We start from the raw sequence: 16,001 nt of genomic DNA on the forward strand, positions 1-16,001 counted from the left end.
GTTTTGGTGCGCCAAAATATCCGCTAACTCACTGATGCAATGGATGAAATCCGATCTTGTGAGCTATTTTTACACGTATGTCGGCTGAACCCCTGCATCGCCATGCAATGGCGCGCCGCTTCATCTCGTCAAGAGCAGGGCATCGCTGTCCACGTCTACCGCAGCCTTGATCACCAATCTGCTCGCGCTGTTCCAGCTCAGCCTGCGATGCACTGACGGTTGCGGTGATGTCCGAGACAGGGGGGCTGGCGGAGGGTGCGCCATGCATTTGTGCGCGCGACGCGGAGGCTGGACTGCTCAGTGCGAGAGCGCTGCAACATCGCAGCGGGCAAGATTTGCCTGCGCGTCGATGGCCTTGTGCGATTTGCAGTGCCATCAGAGTGTGCCCGGGGCGGGAATCGAACCCGCATAGCCTTGCAGCTGAGGGATTTTAAGTCCCTTGCGTCTACCAGTTTCGCCACCCGGGCATTGCGATAGCGTGCCTGATTGCGCGGCGATTGTGAATCGCCGCGTCGCCGGTTCGCCGGTTCGCCGGTTCGCAGCACTCATGGTCCGATGGCTGCCTGCGCTATGCTCCCACCGCGCAGGCGCGCAGCAACCGGCTGCGCACGATCGAAGGAACCGCATGTCCAGCACCACGCTACTCGCTCCGCAGCAGGCCCGCATCGCCGTGATTGGGTTGGGCTATGTCGGCCTGCCGCTGGCCGTTGCATTCGGCGAGCAACGCGATACGTTGGGCTTCGACATCGATGCGCAGCGGGTCGGGCAGCTGCGCGATGGTCACGACGCCACGCTGGAGCTGGACGACACCGAGCTGGCTGCCGCCACCCGGTTGCGCTATACCGCGAACGCTGCGGACCTGGCGACGTGCAGCATCTTCATCGTCACCGTGCCGACGCCGATCGACAGCTTCGAGCAACCCGACCTGGAACCGCTGCGCAGTGCCACCATGCTGATCGCCGCTGCGCTCAAACCCGGCGACCTGGTGATCTACGAATCCACCGTCTACCCGGGCACCACCGAAGAAGTCTGCGTGCCCTTGCTCGAAGCCGCATCGGGGCTGCGTTTCAACGACGGCTTCTTCTGCGGCTACAGCCCCGAGCGCGTCAATCCAGGTGACCGCCAGCGGCGTCTGCGCGATATCCGCAAGATCACCTCCGGCTCCACCGCAGAAGCCGCCGATGCGGTCGACGCGTTGTACACCAGCATCATCACCGCCGGCACCTGGCGGGCGCCGTCGATGCGCGTGGCCGAGGCCGCCAAGGTGGTCGAAAACATCCAGCGCGACGTCAATATCGCGCTGGTCAACGAACTGGCCTTGATCTTCGACAAGCTGGGTATCGATACGTTGGATGTGCTGGAAGCCGCCGGAACCAAGTGGAATTTCCTGCCGTTCCGCCCCGGCCTGGTCGGTGGTCACTGCATCGGGGTGGATCCGTATTACCTGATGCACAAATCCGAAAGCGTGGGCTATCACCCGGACCTCATCCACACCGCGCGCCAGGTCAACAACCGCGTCGGCCGGCACGTGGCCGAGCGCGTCTGCGGCATGCTGGCCACGCGTGGCGTGGTGCTTGCGCAGGCCAGGGTGCTGGTGCTGGGCGCCACCTTCAAGGAGAACTGCCCGGACCTGCGCAACAGCCGAGCGCTGGAGCTGGTGCAGCTGCTGCAAGCCGCGGGCGTGCGGGTCGACACCTGCGACCCGTGGGCCGACCCCGCAGAAGCGCTGCAACATGCCGGCGTGCAGTTGTGCGAGCTTGCAGACGAAGGTGCGTACGACGCCGTCGTGCTGGCGGTCGCGCATGCGCAGTACCGCGACTACGACACCCGGCGCATCGCCGCACTGGGCAAACCGGGTGCGGTGATTTACGACGTCAAATCGGTGTGGCCGCGCGAGGCGGTCAGCGATCGTCTGTAGCGCGGTCGGTCTGCTGCAGCCACTGCACCGCGCCATGCGCGGCACGTAATCCGCTGGCGAAGCAGGCAGTCAGCAGATAGCCTCCGGTCGGTGCTTCCCAGTCGAGCATCTCGCCGGCGCAGAACACGCCAGGCTGCGCGCGCGCCATCAGCTGCGCATCCAGCGCTTCCAGCTGCACGCCACCGGCCGAGCTGATCGCCTCGGCAAGCGGGCGCGCTCGCAACAGGCGTAACGGCAAGCGTTTGAGCGTACGCGCCACCAGCGCAAGATCGTCGCCCGCCTGTGTGCCCAGGTGTTCGTAGAGCAAGGCGGCCTTGACGCCGTCGATGCCGACCTGCCGGCGCAGATGCTCACTGAAACTGCGTCCCTTGCGCGGTTTTCCGAGCTCGGCGCTGACGCGTTCCAGCGAGCGTCCCGGGAGCAGGTCCAGGCCAAGCTCGGCTGCGCCATCGGCATCGATCTGCGCGCGCAGATCCGCAGCCAGCGCATAGATCAGGCTGCCCTCGATGCCGGTGGACGTCGCAACGCACTCGCCCTGCAACTGCTGCGGTGTGCCGCTGCGATCCTGCCAGTACGCGACCACGGGCTTGAGCGGCGCGCCGGCATGCCGCTGCACAAAATGCGCGCTCCAGGCGATGTCGAAGCCGCAGTTGGCCGGCACCAGCGGCGCCACCGCAATGCCGCGTTCCTGCAGCACGCCTTGCCAGAGACCATCGGAGCCGAGCTGCGGCCAGCTGCCGCCACCGAGCGCCAGCACAACGGCATCTGCGGTGCGTTCGACATCACCGCTGGGCGAGTGGAAACGCAAGCCACCGTCATCGCTCCAGCCAAGCCAGCGATGCTGCACATGAAACGCGACGCCTTGTTCCTTGAGTCGGCGCACCCAGCCACGCAGCAGCGGTGCGGCCTTGCGATCCATCGGGAACACGCGCCCGGAACTGCCGACATAGGTCTCCACGCCCAGGTCGCGCGCCCAGGCGCGCAGCGCGTCTGCGTCGAACTGCTGCAACCACGATGCGACCGCCTCGCTGCGCTCGCGATAGCGCTGCGCAAACAACGGCATCGGATCGGAGTGGGTGAGGTTCAAGCCGCCCTTGCCGGCAATCAGGAACTTGCGCCCCACCGAACCCTTGGCGTCGTACAGGGCGACCGCAAGGCCTGCCGCACATGCCGCCTCTGCCGCCATCAGGCCGGCCGGCCCACCGCCGATGATGGCCAGCCGCCGCTTGCTCGCATCCTTCATCGTTCAGGCCTTCAGCGCGGCTGCACGCCGAGCAATTCCACATCGAACACCAGCGATGCGCCGGGCGGGATCACGCCGCCAGCGCCGTTGTCGCCATAGCCGTACGCGGGCGGAATCATCAAGCTGCGCTTGCCGCCCACGCGCATGCCGGCCACGCCCTCGTCCCAGCCGCGGATCACCTGATGGCCGCCCAGCACGAACTGGAACGGCTCGGCGCGGTCGAGCGAGCTGTCGAATTTCTTGCCATGCTTGTCGGCGGCTTTTTCGTCGTACAGCCAGCCGGTGTAGTGCACGGTGACCAGCGCGCCCGGTGTGGCTTCGGCACCGGTGCCGACGTTGCGGTCGATCCGCTCGAACGTGGCGATGGTGCCGCCGGACGGCGGCAGGGCAGGCGCACAGCCCGCGAGCAGCAGGGCAGCACAAAGCGTCGACAGAAGGCGCATGGGATGGTCCAGCAAAGGGAGGGCGTCATTATCGCACCTGGCTCCCGGTATCATCGTGCCCATGGCCAAGCTGCTGCTCAATCTGCGCAATGTTCCCGATGACGAAGCCGACGAGGTGCGGGCGCTGATGCGCGAGCATCTGGTGCAGATCTACGAAACCCGGCCCAGCAACTGGGGCATCTCCGCTGGCGGCATCTGGCTCAGCGACGATGCCGATTACCCGCGCGCCAAGGCGCTGATGGATGCGTATCAGGCTCAGCGCGGCGCCGTGGCGCGTGCGCAGCGCCAGGATGCGCTCGCTGCCGGCACGGCCGACACCTTCGGCGCGCTGCTGCGCAAGCGGCCGTTGTTCGTGATCGCCACGTTGATCGGGATGCTGGTTGTCGCCTCGCTGGTCCTGCTGCCGTTCCTGCTGTTGCGCGGCTGATCGCACCTGCGGCCGCATCGGCTTAAAATGGCCGCATGATCACCAATACCGCTGCCTACCAATTCGTCACCATCCAGGACCCGCAGTCGCTCGCCGACAGCGTCCTGGCACACGCCGGGCAGCAGGCCTTGAAGGGATCGGTGCTGGTGGCCGAAGAGGGGATCAACCTGTTTCTGGCCGGCGACGCCGAGCAGATCGACGCGTTCTATGCGTGGCTGCAGGCGGACGCGCGCTTTGCGCAGATGCGCATCAAGTACAGCCTGAGCGCGTTGCAGCCGTTCGCGCGGCTCAAGGTGAAGGTCAAGCCGGAGATCATCAGCTTTCGTCGCCACGATGCCTCGCCGCTGCAGGGCCGTGCGCCGGCGGTGACGCCTGCCACGCTGCGCGAATGGATGCGGGCAGGGCGCGACGATCGCGGCCGCCCGCTGGTGCTGCTGGACACGCGCAATGCCCAGGAAGTGGCGTACGGCACGTTCCAGGGCGCGTTGACGCTGCCGATCGACAAGTTCACCGACCTGCCGGCGGCGCTGGAAACACACCGTGCTACGTTGGCCGACGCCACCGTGGTGAGTTTCTGCACCGGCGGCATTCGTTGCGAGAAGGCGGCGCTGTGGATGCAGGCCGACGGCATGGACAACGTGCTGCAGCTCGAGGGCGGCATCCTCGGCTATTTCGAAGAGGTCGGCGGCGAGGGCTACGACGGCCGCTGCTTCGTGTTCGACGAACGCGTTGCCCTCGATGCGCAATTGCGCCCATTGGTGGATGCCGAGCGCAGCACCGAAGCAGGAAAAATCTGACCGAGCGCGAGTGAATTGCCCGATATTGGCGTACTGGGCGCGCTCGCATCATCCGATCACGCCGCGATAGTGCATCCAATGCCTGTCACGACAAGCGGCAGCAGGGCGCTACGCGTTCTGACTCGAACGTAATACGTCGCATCGAGCTTGCCCTGAATTATTCACGGAGATAGGCTGCACCAGCCAGCCGCACAGCGAGGACAACAAGGATGACCATCAGAGTTTTTCTGATCGACGATCATGCACTCGTGCGTACCGGCATGAAGATGATCCTGTCCAAGGAAGTGGATATCGATGTGGTGGGAGAGGCGGAGAGCGGGGAGGCGGCCTTGCCGCAGATTCGTCAGCTCAAGCCCGAGATCGTGCTCTGCGATCTGCACCTGCCCGGTGTCAGCGGCCTGGAAATCACCGAGCGCATCGTCAAGGGCGATTACGGCACCCGCGTCATCATCGTCTCGGTGCTGGAAGATGGTCCACTGCCCAAGCGTCTGCTCGAAGCCGGCGCGTCGGGGTATGTCGGCAAGGGCGGCGATGCGCAGGAGTTGCTGCGTGCAGTGCGCGAAGTCGCACTGGGCCGGCGTTATCTCGGCAATACCATTGCGCAGAATCTGGCCCTGTCCAACCTGGAAGGGGGCAGCTCGCCCTTCGACGCGCTATCGCCGCGCGAACTGGAGGTCGCCCTGTTGCTGACCCAGGGCCTGCGCCAGGAAGACATCGCCAAGCGCCTGAACCTCAGTGCCAAGACCATCAACACGCACAAGGCGCGCCTGTTCGAGAAGGTCGGCATCCAGGACAACATCGCCCTGGCGCGTCTGGCCAATCAGTACGGCCTGACCGATCCTGCGCGTACCTTGTAAACCGCGCCCTCTGGTTTCGATCTTGCAGATGCAGCAGTCAGATGCCGCTGCACAACGAGTCAGTGACAAGAGCCTGGACGCTGTTTTGCTCTGCGGAGGAATTCCTGCGTGTGCGCGACCGCACGTGTTCGCTTTGGCATTCAATGCCCGAGCGATGCTTCGCTTGCGACGGCTGCCGCTGATGGCCTGTCGTTACAGTGCAATGCGCCGCGGCATTGGAGCAGGGCGATCGAGTCGTTCTGGATGCCGCTGCATTCGATGGCGAGCGGTTGCCGATGCGCAGCAGCGGACATCTCGGTCTGCTGGCGTGGATGCAGTTCTGGCGAAGAGCCATGATGGCGCTGGCTTCTGCCTGAGTCGCGACATTGACGGCACTCGTGTTGTCGCTCGCCTCGTCGCGCGTTGATGCGACGGGAAACAGCGCCTGGGACAAGCGCGATTGCGAGCGCGGCAGCCGTTTCGCCGCGATCCCTGCAAGCCTGGGCATCCCGTATCGGCATGACCAGGCCGCACACAAAAACAAGGCGGCCCGAAGGCCGCGTTATCTGACATTACCCGCCTGGATTCACGCAGACGGGTTCAACCGGCTGGGAAACGATCAGTGATCGCCACGCGGCTTGTTGGTGTCGTCCTGCTGCTCCTGCGCGTCATCGCCATTGCGCGCTGCATCTGCCGGCTTTGCTGCCTCGGACACGACGACGGTCGGCTTCGGCTTGTCGGCAGCCTGCTCGTTGGCGTCCGCAGACAGCACGGGCGCGACCGCCGCAGGCCGCTCAGGCGCCTTGTACGGCACCGGCGTTTCGGCCTGCGCCGGTGTCGCGGTTGCGGCTGTTGCGTCGGCCGGAGCCAATGCGTCGAGCAGCGTGGTCTGCACCGGAGCGTACGGCTTGCGTGCCGGCGCAGCGTCGGCAGACGGCGAGGTCTGCGGCACCGTGGCGGTGGACGGCGCGGCAACATCGGTGGCCGGGCTTGCCGCCGTCGACGGCTCGGCATGCGGCGGCTTGGATGTCACGACGTCCGCCTGCGCGCTGGAAGGCGCAGCAGCGACCGGCTTGGGCACACTGACGGCTGCCGGCGCTGCGTCGGCTTTCACCGGCTCCGCTTGCGATGCGGCCGCGGCGGCAACCGGTGCTGCCTGTTCCTGCCGAGCAACCGCCGACGCTGCAGCGTCGGCGGCTGCCGACGGCACCGGCGTTGACTGCACAGCCGGCTCGGGCGAACGCACGGCCGAAGGAGCAGCACGCTCGACCGGCTGAGCTGCAGGAGCCGCGGCTTGCGTCGCGACCGGAGCCGAGGTGTCAACCTGCGTCGAGGCAGCCGACGAAGCCGGCGCGGCAACCGGTGCCTGAGCCGGCGACATCGCCGATTCCTGCGCAGCAACCGCAGCCTGCGGCGCTTGCGGGGGCGTCGATGCAGCGGCCGAAGACGCCTGCACGGTCGGTGCCGATGCAGCCGGCGCCGTATTGCTGGCCGCTGCGGTTGCAGCCGGTGCCGGAGAGGCCGCCGATGCATCGCCACGTGCCTGCTCGGCTGCGGTGACTGCCGGAGTCGCAGCCTGCTGCTCGAACGACGGCGTGGCATTGGAAACCGGCGCCGTGGTCGACGTCGTGTCGGCTGCCAGCGGTGCTTCCGCACGTTCCTTCGGGACCGGACGCGGCTTCACTGCGGCCGGAGTGCTGGATTCCGGCTTGGCGCGTGCCGATACCGCGGGCGTGCTCGCGTCGTCGTCGAAGTCGAACTCCGGTTGACCGGCGCGCGGGGCCGCCGAGGTGTGGACCTGCGCACCGGCTTCGTCGCTCTCGTTGTCGCCACCGAGATCGCCTTCGGCGTCGCCGTCCAGATCGTCCGTCTCCAGACCATCGACGCCGGTACCGCCTTCACCGTTTGCGCCAGCGCCACGACGACGACGACGGCCACCGCGACGACCGCGACGACGACGGCTGCCGCCTTCGCCATTTGCCGCATCATCGCCTGCGGCCTCCGGCGCCTGACCCTCCGCATTTGCGTCGGTACCGCGATCGGCATGCGACTCGGTCACGATGACCTCGACCGGATGTGCCGGGGGGGCCGCAGCTGCCGCCGCCGGCGTTGCCGGTGCTGCGGTGTCGGCAATCGCCGCGACCACGGTTGCAGTCGTTGCGGTTGCAGCGGTGGAGGTCAGCGTCTGCGCCGAGGCAGTGCCTTGTTCCTGACGCGCAGGGCGCTGCTGCCGCTCGGACGGCGCGCCGTCCTGCTGCTGCGCAGCTGCACGCGGCGGGCGCGGTGCCTGGTTCTGTGGCTTCTGCTTCTGCTGCTGGGCCTGCTGCGGCTGCTTGGGCTGTTGCTGTGGCTCGTTGCGCGGCGGCTTGGGCACCTGCACCTGCTGCACCTGACCGCCGTTTTGCGCCGCCTGGCCGTTGGCCGGCTGACGGCGCTCGTCACGACGCTCCTTGTTGGCGCCATTGCCGTTGCCGTTACCGCCATTGCCGCGGTGCTGATTGCCGCCGTTGCCACCATTGCGGGCATCGCGGCCGTCGCGACGCTGGCCGCCACGATCGCCACGCTCGCCACGCTCGTTACGGCTGCTGCGGCCGGCATCGTTCTGACGCGGGCGCTGGGTCGACTCGGGCGCAGGCGCAACCGGCTCGACGCCACCGAAGATGCGCTTCAGCCAGCCGACCACGCCGGTGACCGGCGCGGGAAGCGGCAGTGGCGCGACCGGAGCCGGTGCAGGTGCAGCGGCAACCGGGGCAGGGGCCTCTTCACGCAGCGGAGCCGGCTGGCTCGGCTTGATCGAGGTCACTGCCGGCGCAGCCGGGATATTCAACTGTGCCTTGGTCAGCGCATGCACCGGCAGCTTGCGCGGGGTGCCGCGCTGGTAGCTGGGCTTGCCGCTGTCTTCACCCAGTTCGTTCTCACGCAACCGCGTGACTTCGTAGTGCGGGGTGTGCAGCTGTTCGTCGGCGACGATGATGATCGGCGACTCGTGGCGCTGCTCGATCTCACGCAGCGCGCTGCGCTTTTCGTTGAGCAGGTAGTTGGCGATCTCCACCGGGGCCTGGACCAGCACCTGTCCGGTGTTTTCCTTCATGGCGTGCTCCTCGGCCACGCGGATGATCGACAGCGACAGCGACTCGACGCTGCGCATGCGGCCATGGCCATCGCAACGCGGGCAGACGATCTGGCTGGATTCGCCCAGGCTCGGGCGCAGGCGCTGGCGGCTCATTTCCATCAGGCCGAAGCGCGAGATGCGGCCCAGCTGCACGCGTGCGCGGTCGTACTTGAGCGCGTTCTGCAGCTTGTTTTCCACTTCGCGCTGGTGCTTGGTCGAGGACATGTCGATGAAGTCGATCACCACCAGGCCGCCCAGGTCACGCAGGCGCAACTGGCGGGCCACTTCCTCGGCCGCTTCCAGATTGGTCTGGAAGGCAGTTTCTTCGATGTCGCTGCCCTTGGTGGCGCGCGAGGAGTTCACGTCGACGGCGGTCAATGCTTCGGTCTGGTCGACCACGATCGAGCCGCCCGACGGCAGGCGCACGTTGCGCTCGTAGGCGCCTTCGATCTGCGATTCGATCTGGAAGCGGTTGAACAGCGGAATGTCGTCGGTGTAGTGCTTGAGCTTGCGCAGGCTCTGCGGCATCACCTGCTGCATGAATTCCTGGGCGTCGGCATACAGCTCCGGCGTATCGACCAGGATTTCGCCGATGTCGGCGCGCAGGTAGTCGCGCAGCGCACGGATGATCAGGCGCGATTCCTGGTAGATCAGGAACGCGGCCGGCTTGCTCAGCGCCGCCTCGGCGATCGCCTTCCAGGTCTGCAGCAGGTAGTCCAGATCCCACTGCAGTTCTTCGGCGTCACGGCCGACACCCGCGGTGCGGATGATCACGCCCATGTCGTCGGGGATGTCGAGCTTGTCCAGCGCTTCCTTCAGCGCGGCACGGTCTTCGCCCTCGATCCGGCGCGAGACGCCACCGGCGCTGGGCGAATTGGGCATCAGCACCATGTAGCGCCCGGCCAGCGAGATGAACGTGGTCAGGGCGGCGCCCTTGTTGCCACGCTCTTCCTTGTCGACCTGCACCACGATTTCCTGGCCCTCGCGCAGCAACTCGCGGATGGTCGACTTGTTGTGGTCGACACCAGCCTGGAAATAGTCGCGGGAGATTTCCTTCAGCGGCAGGAAGCCATGACGCTCGGCGCCATAGTCGACGAACGCCGCCTCCAGGGAGGGCTCGAGCCGGGTGATACGGCCCTTGTAGATGTTGGACTTCTTTTGTTCCTTGGACGGCTGTTCGATGTCGATGTCGTACAGGGTCTGGCCGTCCACAATCGCCACGCGCAGCTCTTCGGCCTGCGTTGCGTTGATCAGCATTCGCTTCATTGTTGCGTTCCTCTCGCGCTCTACCGCGCGGAACGCCGTGACGTTTCGCCTCTGGAACAGCTTGTCGGCCCTTCGCGCAACGCGCGGACAGGCCTGACCAGGGTTTCCAGCGCTGCAACACCACGGCAGGCCGCGGGAGCGCTTGTCTTAAGTTTTATAGGTGTTTCAGGGCCGGCAGCCGCGTCCGGACGAACCGGGGCAGCGCACGGGACATGTTCAGCGCGACGGTCAAAAACCGCCGGCGATGGCCGGGCAGGCCGGTGAGCCGCTAACATGGCCGCCCCGGGGGCGGTGGTCGCGCACTGTGCCGGAATCATCGGAAGGCAGGCTTCTGGCCAATCAACTTCCAACGAAATCAAACCCTTATCTCGCTCGCCGAGTGTAACAGAATAAACAGCCGGATGACCGACCCCCAGACCCCCAAGCCGCCCACCGACCGTGTGGGCGTGCGCATTCTCAAAGTTCCGGAAGACCGTGCTGGGCAGCGGCTGGACAATTTCCTGCTCGGCCAGCTCAAGGGCGCGCCACGCAGCCTGATCTACAAGCTGGTGCGCAGCGGACAGGTGCGCGTGAACGGCGGGCGGGCCAAGGCCGAGCGCAAGCTCGAGGGTGGCGAGGAAGTGCGAATCCCGCCGGTGCGCATGGCCGAGGAGGGCGACAAAGCGGCGCCACCGGCATCGTTCCTGGCGCGGCTGGAAGCGGCGATCGTGTTCGAGGACGCGCGCCTGCTGGCGCTCAACAAACCGTCCGGGGTCGCCAGCCATGGCGGCAGCGGGATCAGCTTCGGCGCCATCGAAACCCTGCGCGCCCTGCGGCCCAACCAGACCCTGGAGCTGGTGCACCGGCTCGACCGCGACACCTCCGGCCTGCTGATCGTGGCGAAAAAGCGTTCAGCGCTGACCGAGCTGCAGGCCTTGATGCGCGAGGACGACCGTGTCGAAGGTCGCGGCATCACCAAGCGCTATCTGACCTTGCTGGTCGGCCGCATGCCCGACGGGGTGATGACGGTCGATGCGCCGCTGCACATCGGGCTGCGCCAGGGCGGCGAGCGGCATGTGCAGGTCAATGCGATCGGCAAGCCCTCGCTGAGCCACTTCAAGCTGCTGGAGCGACGTGGCGGGCACTCGTATTGCGAGGTCCGTATCGAAACCGGCCGCACCCACCAGATCCGCGTGCACGCCCAGCACCTGGGGCACCCGGTGGCCGGCGATGACAAGTACGGCGAAGCGGAGGTCAACAAGCGCCTGCGCGACCAGCTCGGCCTGAAGCGCCTGTTCCTGCATGCCGCTTCGCTGGAGTTCGCGCTGGATGCCGGCAAGACGCCCTATGTGCTGAGCGCGCCGCTGGCGCCGGAGCTGGCCGAGGCATTGGACCGGCTGGGGCGCTGAGGCCGCAGTTGCGCCACGGCGACGCTGACATCCCGGTCGTGGCCGCCAGCGCGTCGCCTACGTGTCCTGGCGGCCGTGGCGGTGGTCGTGCCAGCGCTGCGGCTGCGGTTCGGTCGGGCGTTAGGGCGTGGCGAAGCGGAACAACACCAGGCTGATCGCCAGCGTGCCCATGCCGGCCACCAGGCCGTAGACCGTCTCGTGGCCCTGCGCGTAGCGCTTGGCCGCCGGCAACAGTTCGTCCAGCGCCAGGAACACCATCACCCCGGAAATCAGGCCGAACACCGTGCCGAACACCGCTTCGGACAGCACGCTGGACAAGGCCAGATAGCCGATGCCGGCACCGATCGGCTCGGCCAGTCCGCTGAGCAGGCTGGCGCCAAAGGCGTAGAACTTGTTGCGGGTGGCGAAGTACACCGGCACCGCAATGGCGATGCCCTCGGGAATGTTGTGGATGGCGATGGCGAACGCGAGCGGCATGCCGACCGCGGGGCTTTCCAGCGTGGCGAAGAAGGTCGCCAGGCCTTCGGGGAAATTGTGCGCGGTGATGGCGATGGCGGTCATCAAGCCGACCCGGCGGATATAGGCACGGTTGTCGTCGCGGAACAGCGGATCGTCGCTGGACAGGCTTTGGTGCGGGTTGGGCACCAGGCGGTCGATCACCATGATCAGCAGCATGCCGGCCAGAAATGCCAGCGTGCCGAAGCTGAAGCCGAGCTTGTCGTTGTAGGCGTTGGAGAACGAGGCGATCGACTTGTTGAGAATCTCCGACAGCGACACGTACACCATCGCACCGCCGGCGAATGCCAGCCCGAATGCCAGCAGGCGCGGGTTGGGCTTCCTGGAGAACACGACCATCAGGCTGCCGAGACCGGTCGCCAGGCCAGCGGCCAGCGTGACCGCAAATGCGATCCAGACATTGTGGGATGACACTTCGAGCATGTGACGCACGACCTCGTGGAATAGAACGTACTCGGCGGGGAGCGTGGCGACTGCTGCTGCGCACTTTGCGCATGACCACACTGCGGCTGCAGGATGGCCATGCCTGGATGACGAACGCGTGGTGTCTGGCGCGATAACCCTGACGCGTGCACGCTGGCATCAAGCGTGCACCGTGGGTAGCTGGAGCCGATGCAGGCGGTTCGCCGTGTTCAGCCTTGCGTGCTGCGCGCCGGCGCGTTGCCGCGGCCGTACGCGCAAGGCATCAAAGGCGGCTTAGCCGCCTCGACGCGCACGCTCTTCGATGGCGAAGCATTCGTCCGGGCGCGGCACCGGCGGCTTGAACGCGACCGGCACCTGGATCGTCTGCGGCACTGCCTGGCCATTGCGCGTGGCGGCCCGGAATTTCCATTCGCGCACGCGGCTTTGCGCGGCTTCGTCCAGCACCGGCTGACCGCTGCTTTGCGATACCGAGACGTCGGTCGGGGTGCCCTCGACACCGACCACGACCCGAAGCACGGAGGTGCCGCCGATGCCGGCACAGGCCAGCTGCGGCGAGTATTCCGGCGGCGGGGTCTTCAAGGCGGCCAGTTCGGTCGGTGCCACCGCCGGCGCGGCAGGCTGCTGCGACGACTTGCCACACCCGCTGATGCCGACGGCAAGGAACAGGCCGGCAAGGGCAGCGCGAGACAGGGTCATGGGGTGGCTCCTTGATCGTAAAGCTGGGCGGCCTTGGCCGCGCAGATGAAGTCGTTTTCGCTCAGCCCGCCGACGTCGTGGGTGGAATAGCGCACCACCACGCGGTCGTAATGCACGCCCAGGTCGGGGTGGTGGTCTTCGCGGTGGGCGATCCAGGCCAGCGCGTTGACGAAGGCGAGCGTGCGGTAATAGTCGGCAAAGCGGAATGTGCGGGTGATCGCCGTGCCCACGTCGGCCAGCTCCCAGCCCGGCACCTGCGGCAGCAGCTCGGCCAGACGCGCTTCGCCAAGCTTGTGGTCGCTGCCCTTGCGCGGCAGGCAATGGGCCTGTTCCAGGGGAATCAGATCGGTCATGACAGTCTCGCAGGGGTGGCGGACAGCGCGTTCACTCAGGATCACGGTGTTCCATGAGCGCAGGCGCATTGAGCGGTAGAATAACCCGCATGATCCAGATATCCGACAAAGCCCAAACCTATTTCCGCAAGCTCATCGAACGCGAGGGCGTGCCCGGCATGGGCGTGCGCCTGAGCGCGGTGGACGCGGGCACCCCGCGCGCCGACGCCCGGCTGGAGTTCGCCGAACCGGCGGACCTGAGCGGCGACGAATGGGCGATCGACTGCAACGGCTTCACCTTATATATCGTCGCCGCCAGCGTGCCCTGGGTGGACGGCGCCGAGATCGACTACGTCACCCAGTCCACCGGCAACCAGCAGCTCACCATCAAGGCGCCCAAGATCAAGGGCGAAGCGCCGGCCGAGTCCGCATCGATGGTCGAACGCGTGCGCTGGGTGGTGGAGAACGAGATCAACCCGCAGCTGGCATCGCATGGCGGCCGTGTGGCGGTGCAGGAGGTCTCGGCAGAGGGTGTCGTGCTGCTGCGCTTCGGCGGCGGTTGCCACGGCTGTGGCATGGCCGATGTGACCTTGAAGCAGGGCATCGAGAAGACCCTGATGGGGCGCGTGCCCGGCGTGATTGCGGTGCGCGACGCGACCGACCACGCCACCGGCGACGCGCCGTATATCCCGCGCGACAGCGCGGCCTGATTCCGCGCCACCGGTGACCACGGCCGCCGATCTGCTGCAGGCACTGCGCGCGCGCATGCCGGGCAAGCTCATCCTCGATCGGCGCACTGGCCTGCCTTACGGCTGGGCAACCTGGATGAGCAGCCGCATCGGGCCGGCGGCTGCGTTCAACGACGACCAGGTAATGGGCGTGCTGCTGGCACGGCCCGCGCGGCCTGCAGGTGCTGGCATGGCGTCGGGGTTGTCGCCGTTCCAGGCATTTCGCAGCCTGTGGTGGCAGCATTGGGAGCCGCGGCCGAAAGACCAGCGACCACAACACTGGCTGGCGCTGCTCGGCAGCCTGTTGATCCATCTTGGTTTCATCGCACTGCTGATCTGGGTCGTCACGGTGCGCTGGGCGCCGGATGACACCAGGACCGGCGACGAATCGCGGGTGCGCATGACCTTCATCGGCGACGGTGCGGCAGAGCAGGGCGGTGGGCAAGGGCAGCCCGCTGAGGCTGCGCAGGCCGCCTCGGGCGATGCGGCTTCGGCGCCGCAGTCCGGTGCATCTGCTACGTCCGCTGCGACCGGCAAGCCGAACGCGTCGAGCGCAGCGCCGCCGGTGCCTGCGCCTGTCGAGTCCGTCGATCCTCCTTCAAGCACTGCCCAGGCCCAGGACATTGCGCCGGAACCGGTGGCTGCCGCTGCCAGCGAACCGGTGGCGCCGGAGGTACCACGCGTGACCGTGCAGGTGCCGCCGGTCACGATCGAATCGCCGCTGCAGGTCACCGAAACACCGGTGGCCACGAACGACTTTGTCGTGCCGCCACCGCCGACGATCACGCTGGCGCCGCGTCCGGTCGCGCCGGCCGCACCGCAGATCGAGGTGCGTCAGCGCGATGTCCAGATCGTGACCGAGCAGCCGCAGCTGCGCGAATTGCAGCGTCCCGCAGCGACCGTCGCGATGCGCGCTGCCAACGCGCCGACGGTACGCGAGCGGGAAATCGTCGTGCCGGACCGGCCCCAGGTCGTTGCGCCATCGGTGCGCAGCCGCGAGATCACACCGACGGTGCGCATGCCTGATGTGGCCATTCGAACGGCCGAGTTGCCAAGCGTGCCGGACGCGGCGCCCCAGCCGGTACCGGCCGCGCCAGCCCAGCAGACGCCGGCGACTCCAGCGCCGCCACCGTCGACGTCGGTAGCTGCGGCAACGCAACCATCGGCGGCCTCCACGCAGCCCAATCAGGCACAGGCGAACCCGGCGCGATCGGCGCAATCCAGCAGCACTGCGGCGGCAGCCTCATCCGCAGCCAGGCCGGCGACCAGCAATGCCGGCCCGGCGCCAGCAGATCGCAGCGGGGGCTGGGATGCTGCGGCCAATGCAGACGACTGGAGCAAATCCGACCGTCGTCGCAGCGGCGAAACCACAGGCGCAAATGGAGCGCGCAATGGCATGTTCAATGCAGATGGCAGCGTTCACGTCGCCGCCGGGGCCGGCGACGGCGCCGGTGATCGCGGACCGCCAGGCAGCGAAACCGATACCTGGACCCGCGACCAGATCGCCCAGGGCGGCACCTGGCTCAAACGTCCGCCGTACGGCTATACGCCGACCTCGCTGGACAAGTACTGGATGCCGAACCAGTCGCTGCTGCAGGAATGGGTGCGGCGCGGCCTGAAGAAGATCGAAATCCCGATCCCGGGCACGACCACCAAGATCAGTTGCGTGGTGTCGTTGCTGCAGTTCGGCGGCGGCTGCGGCCTGAGCGACCCGAATCTCAACGATCAACCCGCTACAGCCAGACCGCCGCCGGATGTGCCGTTCAAACGGGAGTTACAGGAAGACAATGGGACTGTGAGGTAGTCGGGCGCCAAGTTGGTTTTTACATAATATACATTATGCGAAATTGGCTGTGTTGACGCTCCTGTGCACCCT

The 16,001-nt window shown here is 66.8% G+C and carries 14 protein-coding genes and 1 tRNA gene; 8 read left to right on the plus strand and 7 right to left on the minus strand.

Annotation, left to right across the window (positions count from 1 at the left end; translation table 11 throughout):
* Positions 1-383 precede the first annotated feature (383 nt).
* Positions 384-467: transfer RNA gene (locus XarbCFBP7408_RS19685), tRNA-Leu, on the minus strand.
* A gap of 158 nt (positions 468-625) precedes the next feature.
* Between XarbCFBP7408_RS19685 and XarbCFBP7408_RS19690 the strand changes: the two genes are divergently transcribed.
* Positions 626-1,918, plus strand: coding sequence for a nucleotide sugar dehydrogenase (locus tag XarbCFBP7408_RS19690; RefSeq protein ID WP_104564387.1), 1,293 nt, complete (start codon positions 626-628; stop codon positions 1,916-1,918).
* On the opposite strand, the gene XarbCFBP7408_RS19695 is transcribed toward XarbCFBP7408_RS19690, so the two are convergent.
* Positions 1,902-3,161: a TIGR03862 family flavoprotein gene (locus XarbCFBP7408_RS19695; RefSeq protein WP_104564388.1), complete on the minus strand. Its 1,260-nt coding sequence runs from the start codon at positions 3,159-3,161 to the stop codon at positions 1,902-1,904. The genes XarbCFBP7408_RS19690 and XarbCFBP7408_RS19695 overlap by 17 nt on opposite strands.
* An 11-nt stretch (positions 3,162-3,172) precedes the next feature.
* Positions 3,173-3,604, minus strand: coding sequence for an FKBP-type peptidyl-prolyl cis-trans isomerase (locus tag XarbCFBP7408_RS19700; RefSeq protein WP_181106890.1), 432 nt, complete (start codon positions 3,602-3,604; stop codon positions 3,173-3,175).
* A 61-nt stretch (positions 3,605-3,665) separates the two neighbouring features.
* Between XarbCFBP7408_RS19700 and XarbCFBP7408_RS19705 the strand changes: the two genes are divergently transcribed.
* From XarbCFBP7408_RS19705 to XarbCFBP7408_RS22505, 4 genes are all read left to right on the plus strand, one after another.
* Entirely contained in the window at positions 3,666-4,031 is a 366-nt protein-coding gene (locus XarbCFBP7408_RS19705; RefSeq protein WP_104564389.1) for a DUF6164 family protein, read from the plus strand.
* Positions 4,032-4,066: 35 nt separating this feature from the next.
* Entirely contained in the window at positions 4,067-4,828 is a 762-nt protein-coding gene (locus tag XarbCFBP7408_RS19710; RefSeq protein ID WP_104564390.1) for a sulfurtransferase, read from the plus strand.
* Positions 4,829-5,037: 209 nt separating this feature from the next.
* Positions 5,038-5,685 (plus strand): response regulator, encoded by a 648-nt coding sequence (locus XarbCFBP7408_RS19715; RefSeq protein ID WP_016904564.1) that lies wholly within the window; start codon positions 5,038-5,040, stop codon positions 5,683-5,685.
* Between the two features lie 365 nt (positions 5,686-6,050).
* Positions 6,051-6,290 (plus strand): hypothetical protein, encoded by a 240-nt coding sequence (locus XarbCFBP7408_RS22505; RefSeq protein WP_146093796.1) that lies wholly within the window; start codon positions 6,051-6,053, stop codon positions 6,288-6,290.
* Here the strand turns inward: XarbCFBP7408_RS22505 and XarbCFBP7408_RS19720 are convergent.
* Entirely contained in the window at positions 6,284-10,033 is a 3,750-nt protein-coding gene (locus tag XarbCFBP7408_RS19720; RefSeq protein ID WP_181106894.1) for an Rne/Rng family ribonuclease, read from the minus strand. The two genes, XarbCFBP7408_RS22505 and XarbCFBP7408_RS19720, sit on opposite strands and share 7 nt — an antisense overlap.
* A gap of 410 nt (positions 10,034-10,443) precedes the next feature.
* Here XarbCFBP7408_RS19720 and XarbCFBP7408_RS19730 point away from each other — a divergent pair, with 410 nt between their 5' ends.
* A complete protein-coding gene (locus XarbCFBP7408_RS19730) occupies positions 10,444-11,430 on the plus strand; it encodes an RluA family pseudouridine synthase (RefSeq protein WP_104564392.1) in 987 nt (328 codons plus the stop codon).
* Positions 11,431-11,550: 120 nt separating this feature from the next.
* Here XarbCFBP7408_RS19730 and zupT read toward each other — a convergent pair whose 3' ends face one another.
* From zupT to XarbCFBP7408_RS19745, 3 genes are all read right to left on the minus strand, one after another.
* Positions 11,551-12,369: a zinc transporter ZupT gene (zupT, locus tag XarbCFBP7408_RS19735; protein WP_104564393.1), complete on the minus strand. Its 819-nt coding sequence runs from the start codon at positions 12,367-12,369 to the stop codon at positions 11,551-11,553.
* Positions 12,370-12,642: 273 nt separating this feature from the next.
* On the minus strand, positions 12,643-13,065 hold the full coding sequence (locus tag XarbCFBP7408_RS19740) for an energy transducer TonB (protein ID WP_024938665.1): 423 nt from the start codon (positions 13,063-13,065) through the stop codon (positions 12,643-12,645).
* Positions 13,062-13,418 carry a 4a-hydroxytetrahydrobiopterin dehydratase gene (locus XarbCFBP7408_RS19745; RefSeq protein ID WP_104564394.1) on the minus strand — a complete coding sequence of 119 codons (357 nt, stop codon included), beginning with the start codon at positions 13,416-13,418 and terminating at the stop codon, positions 13,062-13,064. Before XarbCFBP7408_RS19745 ends, XarbCFBP7408_RS19740 begins: the two co-directional genes overlap by 4 nt.
* A gap of 89 nt (positions 13,419-13,507) precedes the next feature.
* Between XarbCFBP7408_RS19745 and XarbCFBP7408_RS19750 the strand changes: the two genes are divergently transcribed.
* Positions 13,508-14,107: an NfuA family Fe-S biogenesis protein gene (locus XarbCFBP7408_RS19750; protein ID WP_104564395.1), complete on the plus strand. Its 600-nt coding sequence runs from the start codon at positions 13,508-13,510 to the stop codon at positions 14,105-14,107.
* Positions 14,108-14,120: 13 nt separating this feature from the next.
* Positions 14,121-15,929 carry a transmembrane repetitive protein gene (locus XarbCFBP7408_RS19755; protein WP_104564396.1) on the plus strand — a complete coding sequence of 603 codons (1,809 nt, stop codon included), beginning with the start codon at positions 14,121-14,123 and terminating at the stop codon, positions 15,927-15,929.
* Positions 15,930-16,001: the final 72 nt, after the last annotated feature.

Source organism: Xanthomonas arboricola pv. guizotiae, assembly GCF_002940205.1.
GTDB lineage: Bacteria > Pseudomonadota > Gammaproteobacteria > Xanthomonadales > Xanthomonadaceae > Xanthomonas > Xanthomonas arboricola_C.

What these genes read in the sequence shown, in the direction of transcription:
- XarbCFBP7408_RS19690 (WP_104564387.1), top strand. Translation starts at nt 626, where the DNA reads ATGTCCAGCACCACGCTACTCGCTCCGCAGCAGGCCCGCATCGCCGTG.
- XarbCFBP7408_RS19695 (WP_104564388.1), bottom strand. Translation starts at nt 3,161, where the DNA reads ATGAAGGATGCGAGCAAGCGGCGGCTGGCCATCATCGGCGGTGGGCCG.
- XarbCFBP7408_RS19700 (WP_181106890.1), bottom strand. Translation starts at nt 3,604, where the DNA reads ATGCGCCTTCTGTCGACGCTTTGTGCTGCCCTGCTGCTCGCGGGCTGT.
- XarbCFBP7408_RS19705 (WP_104564389.1), top strand. Translation starts at nt 3,666, where the DNA reads ATGGCCAAGCTGCTGCTCAATCTGCGCAATGTTCCCGATGACGAAGCC.
- XarbCFBP7408_RS19710 (WP_104564390.1), top strand. Translation starts at nt 4,067, where the DNA reads ATGATCACCAATACCGCTGCCTACCAATTCGTCACCATCCAGGACCCG.
- XarbCFBP7408_RS19715 (WP_016904564.1), top strand. Translation starts at nt 5,038, where the DNA reads ATGACCATCAGAGTTTTTCTGATCGACGATCATGCACTCGTGCGTACC.
- XarbCFBP7408_RS19720 (WP_181106894.1), bottom strand. Translation starts at nt 10,033, where the DNA reads ATGCTGATCAACGCAACGCAGGCCGAAGAGCTGCGCGTGGCGATTGTG.
- XarbCFBP7408_RS19730 (WP_104564392.1), top strand. Translation starts at nt 10,444, where the DNA reads ATGACCGACCCCCAGACCCCCAAGCCGCCCACCGACCGTGTGGGCGTG.
- zupT (WP_104564393.1), bottom strand. Translation starts at nt 12,369, where the DNA reads ATGCTCGAAGTGTCATCCCACAATGTCTGGATCGCATTTGCGGTCACG.
- XarbCFBP7408_RS19740 (WP_024938665.1), bottom strand. Translation starts at nt 13,065, where the DNA reads ATGACCCTGTCTCGCGCTGCCCTTGCCGGCCTGTTCCTTGCCGTCGGC.
- XarbCFBP7408_RS19745 (WP_104564394.1), bottom strand. Translation starts at nt 13,418, where the DNA reads ATGACCGATCTGATTCCCCTGGAACAGGCCCATTGCCTGCCGCGCAAG.
- XarbCFBP7408_RS19750 (WP_104564395.1), top strand. Translation starts at nt 13,508, where the DNA reads ATGATCCAGATATCCGACAAAGCCCAAACCTATTTCCGCAAGCTCATC.